This window comes from Escherichia sp. MOD1-EC5950 (assembly GCF_002965345.1).
In the GTDB taxonomy this organism is placed as follows: domain Bacteria; phylum Pseudomonadota; class Gammaproteobacteria; order Enterobacterales; family Enterobacteriaceae; genus Escherichia; species Escherichia marmotae.
The window spans coordinates 1-7,616 of the sequence record NZ_PTSR01000053.1; the positions used below are offsets into that span (position 1 = coordinate 1).

Sequence of the window (7,616 nt, forward strand, 5' to 3'; positions counted from 1 at the left end):
ATACCGCTGAAGGTCCTGCAGAGCCTGATGGGGCATAAGTCCATCAGCTCAACGGAGGTCTACACGAAGGTGTTTGCACTGGATGTGGCTGCACGGCACCGGGTGCAGTTTGCGATGCCTGAAGTGGATGCGGTAGCCATGCTGAAAGGGAATATTTAAGTAATTAGGAGAATGATGCTGGCGAACGTCCAGCTCGCCGATGAGGTCTGCTGAATTCAAATTGCTTAGTGAAATGTCTGGATATGCCGCATTTTACCCAGTGCGGCGTACTTTTGGTTACGGATATGATCGAGCCAGCAGTGCTCGCCGCAGCCGAGCGACAGGGCGAAGCCCCGAGTGAGCGAGGAAGCACCAGGGAACAGTACTTATATATTCCGCTTACGCTCTATGCCTGAAAAATCTCCTTACCTAGGGGTTATCCACTTATCCACCTAGTTATTTTTATAAGATCTTTTTTATAGTTGTTAGATCTTTATTTTTAGAATGCCCGCAGGCCTTTATCCATGCGGGTTCCAGAGGGGGAAGTGTGACAAACCGCCCTTTCAGTGTGACAAATCACCCTCAAATAGCAGTCCTTTCTGTGACAAATCACCCTTAACCCTGTGACAAATTGCCCTCAGATGGCGTTGCTTTTCACAAAGTTATCCATCCCTGTTGACTCTGTTTTATGAAGTGTGACAATCTGAAAATCTGTCACACTTCACATGGGCCTGTCATGGCGGAAATAGCGGTTATAAACCATAAAAAACGTAAAAATAGCCCGCGGATTGTCCAGTCAAATGAGCTGACTGAGGCGGCATATAGTCTTTCTAGGGATCAAAAGCGTATGCTGTATCTGTTCGTTGACCAGATCAGAAAATCCGACGGTTCCCTGCAAGAACCTGATGGCATCTGCGAAATTCACGTTGCTAAATACGCTGAAACATTCGGGCTAACCTCCGCTGAAGCCAGTAAGGATATTCGACAGGCTTTAAAAGGTTTTGCGGGTAAGGAAGTGGTTTTCTATCGCCCTGAAGAGGATGCCGGTGATGAAAAAGGGTATGAATCCTTTCCTTGGTTTATCAAACGTGCGCACAGTCCATCCAGAGGGATTTACAGTGTACATATAAACCCATATCTCATTCCCTTTTTCATCGGGCTACAAAACCGGTTTACGCAGTTCCGGCTCAGTGAAACAAAAGAGATTACCAATCCGTATGCCATGCGTTTATACGAATCCCTGTGTCAGTACCGTAAACCTGATGGCTCAGGTGTCGTGTCCCTGAAAATCGACTGGATCATGGAGCGCTACCAGCTACCTCAAAGTTACCAACGTATGCCGGATTTTCGCCGGCGTTTCCTGCAGGCAAGTGTTGATGAGATCAATAGCCGGACACCAATGCGCCTCTCTTACATCGAGAAAAAGAAAGGCCGCCAGACGACTCATATCGTATTTTCCTTCCGTGATATTACCTCGATGACAACAGAATAGTTTGAGGGTTATCTGTCACAGATTTTAGGGTGGTTCGTCACATTTGATCCGGCAGGTTGAGGGTGATTTGTCACAGTTTTGCTGTTCCATCCCTGGCAGCCTGCGCTTACTCATAGTTTTTTGGCTGTAACCGGTAGTGAAACCAAGTTTGAGGGCAATTTGTCACAATACATGAGGGCAGATTGTCACACTTGTTGCCCTGAACAGGCTATCCGTGTGTGCCTATACTTGTGGTGTTTCCCGCAGATCAGGCCGCCCACGAAGTTGACCTGTTTCCCACAGAGGATGGAAAAATATTCTTGTGTTGAGCGTAAGAGCTATCTGCAGGAACGATTCCTCTTCGCTTCCTCGCCAGTTCGCTCGCTACGCTCGGTTACATGGCTGCGGCGAGCGCTGCCTGATTCTAACAGCAACTTTTCAGCATGATAGCTGCAATAAAATAGATTGCTTCTATCATGCTGTCTGTAGACGCCGGGACTTATAGTGACTTAGTTTCCAGACAATCATTTTCTGGTGGTATAGCATAGCGCTCGGCTCATGTTTTGCTGTGTGCATGCTTGTGGCAATCTTGCTGCATCTGCCAATGCAATTCTGGATGAGTTTTCTTTTATTGTTGCTGCAAGATTGCATAAAGCTTGCAGCTTTTATTATTGTTAACGTGACACAAGTATTCGGCTGTCAATTCCAGCACTCTTCTGAATAGCAAGATTAAATCTTGCTGCTAGATTTTTGATTGTTGTAATCTTGCTGCAAGCTGATATCTTGTTCTGGAAGAGTTATTTTACCTAACCTCAACCTGGTTTATATTGATGTTTGCTGCAAGATAGCAGCAAGTAAAGGAGGCTAAATGGCCTGGATAGTTGGTTTTATTTCCCAGAAAGGTGGTGTGGGCAAAAGCACTAAAGCGAGAGCGTTAGCGCGTGAAGCATCTGCCTGTGGCATCAAAACAAAATTAGCTGATCTCGACCTGGAACAGGCAACGAGTGCTGAGTGGCATCGTCGACGTCTGTCAGCTGGTTTGCCACCGGTTGCTTCAGTTGAAGTGTTTTCAACAGCAAAGCAGGCGATAGAATCTGCCGGCGATTTTGACCTTCTGATTCTTGATGGCCCAGCTCGTGCAAGCAAAGGGACTTCAGAAATTGCTAAGGTCGCCGACCTTATCGTCCAGCCAACGGGGGCCTCCCTTGACGATCTTGTCCCGGCCATTAAAGTTTTCAACGCGCTGGTAAAAGAAGGTGTACCACGTTCAAAACTGGTCTTTGCTTTAAGCCGGGTAGGTACCGAAGCGGAAGAGCTGGATGCTCGTGCATATATCAGTGAAGCAGGTTATGAAACTTTATCTGGATGCCTTTTTGAGAAGCCAGCATACAGAAAAGCGATGAATTCAGGACTCGCAGTGACAGAAACACGTTATAAAGGTTTAAACGAGAGAGCTGATGAACTTATCCAAGCACTCATCGATAAGATTGGAGAAGAGTAATGGCTGATGCATCAAAACTTAAAACTAAAAGGACCCGTGGTGGGCTGGGGGTACCCCCGGGCCCCGACGAAGTGGCTACCAGCCTGAATGCGCCTGAAATAGCTCCGGCTGTCGCTGCCACTGATGTTCAGAGACAACAGGCAGACTCATCGCCAGTGCACCATGAGCCTGTGGTTACGCAAACAGTGACCGAGGTATATACCCGCCGCGATGGCCGTTCTGCCAGAAAGACAAACAGGACGCTGGCATTTGCAACACGTGTCACACCTGCTTTCGACCAAGAGATCCGGGATATCGCAGAGCGTGAGGGGTTGAAACTGGTGGAAGTTCTGGAAAAAGCAGTTGAGGCATATAAGGAAAAACAGGGCTATTAATCCGGGATGCAGCAATCTTGCTGCATTCTTTTTTGTGTGCAATCTTGCAGCAAGATTTATGCTAGATAAATGCTAGATTGCTGCAAGATAAATGATATAATGCTCAAATTGAGTAGTTAACTGCCCCCGTGAAGTACGCAGTTTGAGTACTTACCTGTGGTTTATGAACGTATTTACTTAATGTGAGTAGTTATTGGGCGAAGATGAACACTCAAATTGAGTATAAATGGAGATGGTATGAAAATTTTTTGCGATGATGGTTCTACAAATGTGAAACTTGCCTGGTTTGAAGGCAAGACGCTGAAAAGTGCGGTATCAGTAAACTCTTTTCGCCATAACTGGAAAGTCGAGGGCTTAGGCAGCAGTCGTACCTATAACTATCTGCTTGATGGCCGTAAATATACCTACGACCCGGTCAGCGAAGATGCGATCAGCACGACTCATATTGAGTATCAGTACTCTGATACAAATGTGTTGGCAGTTCACCACGCATTACTGAACAGTGGAATTGAACCCCAGGAGATCGATCTCACCGTTACGTTACCTATCAGCGAGTTTTACACGGCTGACTGCCAGAAAAATACGCTTAACATTGAGAGAAAAATTCGCAACCTGATGCGGGAAGTCACCCTGAACAAAGGGGGAACTTTTACCATTAAAAGCGTTGAAGTGATGCCTGAATCACTCCCGGCTGTATTTACTCGCCTAGTTGCTGACAATGTTGGTCAGTACGAAAAATCATTGGTTATCGATCTCGGTGGTACAACTCTGGATGTCGGGGTTATTGTTGGCCAGTTTGAGGATGTTTCGGCAGTACATGGTAATCCTGATATTGGTGTATCAATGGTCACGAAAGCCACGCTAACTGCACTGAAAATGGCCAGCAGTGATACCAGTTCAATGATTGCTGACGAGTTGATCAAAAACAGGAAGAACCTGGATTTTGTGGGGCAGGTTGTAAATGAGGTCTCTAAACTAAATCTGGTGCTGGATACCATTGATACAGCGATAAATAAACTGGGCGAGCTAGTTGTTGATGATTTGCTGCAGTATCGAAACGTAAACCGCGTATATATTGTCGGTGGCGGGGCAGCACTCATTGCTGATGCTGTTCGTAAGGCATGGAACCACCTTGGCGAAAAGGTGGTCCTTATGGATGAACCTCAGACAGCGCTGGTCCAGGCTATTGCACGCTTCAAAGCGGAAGAGTAATCGATGTACGACGGCGAAGAAAGGAAAAAACTTTCACTCTACCTTCACCCGGAGGACTCTGCCGATTGTCTTGCACTGGCTGAAATCGAAACTGTTCCCCGGAAAAAACGGGGGGAGTTATATCGGCAGGCTTTGATAACCGGCCTGATAATGCATCAGCTTGATGAGCGAATTCCCGCCGTGTTAACCGCGCTATTCACCAGAGAACTGAATGCGGATGAGGTCATTAGTCAGATTGCCAGAATAACAGGCTGGAAACCCTCCTCCGGTGATTTAAAAGAGGTACTGAAGGCGTTGGGAGGGCTTCAGAGTACAGTTTCACCAGAATACTCTCAGGATGACGGTGAACAGGCCCGTCTGAAAGCGGCTAGGGTGAAGATGCAAAACCTGATCTAAAAAAGTCTCGCTCCATGAAACCTGCAAAATTTCGCGGGGTGTGCGGCTTAATTTTTAGATTTCCGCGTTTCCCGCCATTTGAGTCAATGGAGTGCTGGTTGACAGCTCCCCGCTCTGAAGGACGGGGATTCCCACATATGCAGCCAGATTTCCGGGTAGTGTGGTTTCAGACGTTGTTCGATTTCATTCTGTAGCGCCTGAAGTGTGCCTGATTTGAGGTTTTTTGTGCTCTGGCGGTCGAAAAGAATTTCAATGCGGAGCATGTTCTCATCTCCCTTTTCTTTCTCTGTATGCATATACAGTTTTCTAATAATTGAATCCACACACAGTCAAATGCCATTATTGTGACTAAAAAATGTTCAATTCTCTGAGTGTGTGGCTGTATGCCTGCTGTGGAGTGCTGTGTCCAGCTTATCCACAGCATTTTGCGCACGGTTCTGTGGACAAAATACCTGGTTACCCATGCCGTGCCGGCACGTTAACCGGGCTGCATCCGATGCAAGTGTGTCGCTGTCGCCGGCCTCCTCACCCGGTCACGTTTCGTCGTTCCTCCTCCACGCGCTGCGGCTTCGGGGCCGCACCTGCATTCGTATGCGGTCGCCCGGTTACAGGTGCGGCACGGCCTGATGGAGGCCGCATGTAAGAGGAGAATTCCCATGCCAAACTGGTGCGCCAACCGAATGTATTTTTCTGCCAAACCGGCACAGATTGCTGCGATTAAACGACTGGCCAGTGGTGCAGTCACACCGTTTTATCGCCGCGCCACAAATGAAGGTATTCAGCTGTTTCTGGCCGGAAGTGCCGGACTTCTGCAGACCATTGAAGACATCAGGTTTGAACCATGCCCCGGACTGACGGCGGCCGGACGTGGCGTTTTATCGCCGGAAAATATCGCGTTCACCCGCTGGCTGACACACCTGCAGGACGGTGTACTGCTGGATGAACAAAACTGCCTGATGCTGCATGAACTCTGGCTGCAGAGCGGTATTGGCCGGCGTCGCTGGAAAGGATTACCGGATGATACCAGGGATACCATTACCGTGTATTTCACCGCAAAAAGAGATGACTGGTGTGACTTCTGGGGTAACGAGGATGTATCGGTGTGGTGGAACCGTCTGTGTGACAACGTACTGTCGGAAAAAAAACATACCGTTTGACCTGCTGACGGTTCTGCCGACCCGCCTGGATGTTGAAGTGAATGGCTTTAACGGTGGTGTTCTGAATGGTGTTCCTTCTGCATATCACTGGTATACGGAACAGTATGGCGTGAAGTGGCTTTGTGGGTATGAGCTGAATATCAGCAGTCAGGGAGAAAACTTCATTCAGGTCGATTTCGACACGCCGTGGTGTCAGCCGGAAAGCGACGTTATTGCAGAATTAAGCCGCCGTTTCAGCTGCACACTGGAGCACTGGTATGCGGGGTTTGAGGGCCAATGGAACGAAAACGTACGTTAAGGAGATAATTCGTTGTTTATATTTAAATTTAGAGCTCTCAGCTCTCCTTTTAAAATATCCTCTGGCAGTGTGAATGTATAATGGCCCAACATATTGATATGCCCGTGCATCAGGGGAGATAGCCGAGCGATATCTTCATCTATAATTTCTTCTCCATTACGGCGCATCCAGCTCAACACTTCCTGCATATAGAGCGTGTTCCACAGAACCACTGCATTAGTAACCAGGCCCAGAGCCCCCAGTTGATCTTCCTGCCCTTCACGATAACGCTTTCTGATCTCTCCGCGTTGTCCGTAACAAATCGCACGAGCCACAGCGTGGCGGCCTTCTCCTCGATTGAGCTGCGTCAGGATCCGCCGACGATAATCTTCATCATCAATATAATTGAGGAGATATAGCGTTTTGTTTACACGCCCTACTTCCATAATTGCCTGTGCCAGTCCTGATGGGCGCGAGCTTTTCAGTAAAGAGCGAATGAGTTCTGACGCATGAATTGTACCCAACTTCAGCGAACCAGCGGTTCGCATCATCTCATCCTGTAGTGGTCAACAAAAACTGGCCACCGCTTTAGAGTTTTTCCAGTATCGGTTTTCCGATTCATTTGGTGGCAACCCACCGTTATATTCGTGCGGCCTGAGCGCGTTGTAATACCCAACGATATAGTCCGTTATTTCATGGGCAGCATCGCTGAAGTTCATGTAACCCGTCACCGGTATCCACTCGTTTTTCAGGCTCCTGAAGAAGCGCTCCATCGGGCTGTTATCCCAGCAATTTCCTCGTCGACTCAGACTCTGTTTGATCTGGTAACGCCACAGTAACTACCGGAACTGCCTGCTTGTATAGTGGCTGCCCTGATCGCTGTGGAACATTACCCCGGCTGGTTTACTGCGGATTTCCCAGGCCATTTTCAGCGCTTTGATGGTCAGTCTGCTGTCCGGAGAGAACGACATTGCCCAACCTACCGGTTTCCTTGCAAACAGGTCGAGAACAACGGCAAGGTATGCCCAACGTTTCCCCGTCCAGATGTACGTCACGTCGCCGCACCATACCTGATTTGGCTCTGTCACTGCGAACTGCCGCCCAAGGTGATTCGGGATAGCGACATGTTCATCGATAGGAATTTAAACCCTAAAAAGATTAAAAAACACCCCAAAACGGATGTTTATTCAACACTGCCTGCGTGCCATGAGTGCACCGCCGTCAATTAAATGGACTGCATTGATTGATA

General features: G+C 48.1%; 6 protein-coding genes and 4 pseudogenes. 7 read left to right on the plus strand and 3 right to left on the minus strand.

The genetic code is table 11. The features are described from left to right. The 6 genes and pseudogenes from BEA93_RS23475 to BEA93_RS23505 form a co-directional block, all read left to right on the plus strand. A pseudogene (locus BEA93_RS23475) lies at positions 1–159 on the plus strand (tyrosine-type recombinase/integrase); the annotation flags it as partial. Between the two features lie 556 nt (positions 160–715). Continuing rightward, the gene (repE, locus tag BEA93_RS23480; RefSeq protein ID WP_000807692.1) at positions 716–1,471 is read left to right on the plus strand and encodes a replication initiation protein RepE; all 756 of its coding nucleotides are present in this window, start codon (positions 716–718) and stop codon (positions 1,469–1,471) included. A gap of 847 nt (positions 1,472–2,318) precedes the next feature. Continuing rightward, entirely contained in the window at positions 2,319–2,951 is a 633-nt protein-coding gene (locus tag BEA93_RS23490; protein WP_000312330.1) for a ParA family protein, read from the plus strand. After that, positions 2,951–3,325, plus strand: coding sequence for a hypothetical protein (locus BEA93_RS25400; protein ID WP_000752649.1), 375 nt, complete (start codon positions 2,951–2,953; stop codon positions 3,323–3,325). The genes BEA93_RS23490 and BEA93_RS25400 overlap by 1 nt, the downstream gene beginning before the upstream one ends. Before the next feature lie 237 nt (positions 3,326–3,562). Further along, a complete protein-coding gene (parM, locus tag BEA93_RS23500) occupies positions 3,563–4,537 on the plus strand; it encodes a plasmid segregation protein ParM domain-containing protein (RefSeq protein WP_059259685.1) in 975 nt (324 codons plus the stop codon). Between the two features lie 3 nt (positions 4,538–4,540). Beyond that, on the plus strand, positions 4,541–4,933 hold the full coding sequence (locus tag BEA93_RS23505; protein WP_000272016.1) for a plasmid partitioning/stability family protein: 393 nt from the start codon (positions 4,541–4,543) through the stop codon (positions 4,931–4,933). Between the two features lie 83 nt (positions 4,934–5,016). On the opposite strand, the gene BEA93_RS23510 is transcribed toward BEA93_RS23505, so the two are convergent. After that, on the minus strand, positions 5,017–5,196 hold the full coding sequence (locus tag BEA93_RS23510; protein WP_097469859.1) for an impC protein: 180 nt from the start codon (positions 5,194–5,196) through the stop codon (positions 5,017–5,019). 417 nt (positions 5,197–5,613) lie between these two features. On the opposite strand from BEA93_RS23510, the pseudogene BEA93_RS23520 reads away from it, so the two are divergent. Beyond that, positions 5,614–6,388, plus strand: a pseudogene (locus BEA93_RS23520) (DUF1281 domain-containing protein). On the opposite strand, the pseudogene BEA93_RS23525 reads toward BEA93_RS23520, so the two are convergent. Beyond that, positions 6,385–6,924: pseudogene (locus tag BEA93_RS23525) on the minus strand (Tn3 family transposase); the annotation flags it as partial. The pseudogenes BEA93_RS23520 and BEA93_RS23525 overlap by 4 nt on opposite strands. A 9-nt stretch (positions 6,925–6,933) precedes the next feature. Then, positions 6,934–7,497 (minus strand): annotated as a pseudogene (locus tag BEA93_RS23530) (IS3 family transposase); the annotation flags it as partial. Positions 7,498–7,616 lie beyond the last annotated feature (119 nt).

Bases quoted from the DNA above. Each gene is read 5' to 3' on its own strand.
- BEA93_RS23490 (WP_000312330.1), top strand. From the start codon at position 2,319: ATGGCCTGGATAGTTGGTTTTATTTCCCAGAAAGGTGGTGTGGGCAAA.
- BEA93_RS23510 (WP_097469859.1), bottom strand. From the start codon at position 5,196: ATGCTCCGCATTGAAATTCTTTTCGACCGCCAGAGCACAAAAAACCTC.
- BEA93_RS25400 (WP_000752649.1), top strand. From the start codon at position 2,951: ATGGCTGATGCATCAAAACTTAAAACTAAAAGGACCCGTGGTGGGCTG.
- BEA93_RS23505 (WP_000272016.1), top strand. From the start codon at position 4,541: ATGTACGACGGCGAAGAAAGGAAAAAACTTTCACTCTACCTTCACCCG.
- parM (WP_059259685.1), top strand. From the start codon at position 3,563: ATGAAAATTTTTTGCGATGATGGTTCTACAAATGTGAAACTTGCCTGG.
- repE (WP_000807692.1), top strand. From the start codon at position 716: ATGGCGGAAATAGCGGTTATAAACCATAAAAAACGTAAAAATAGCCCG.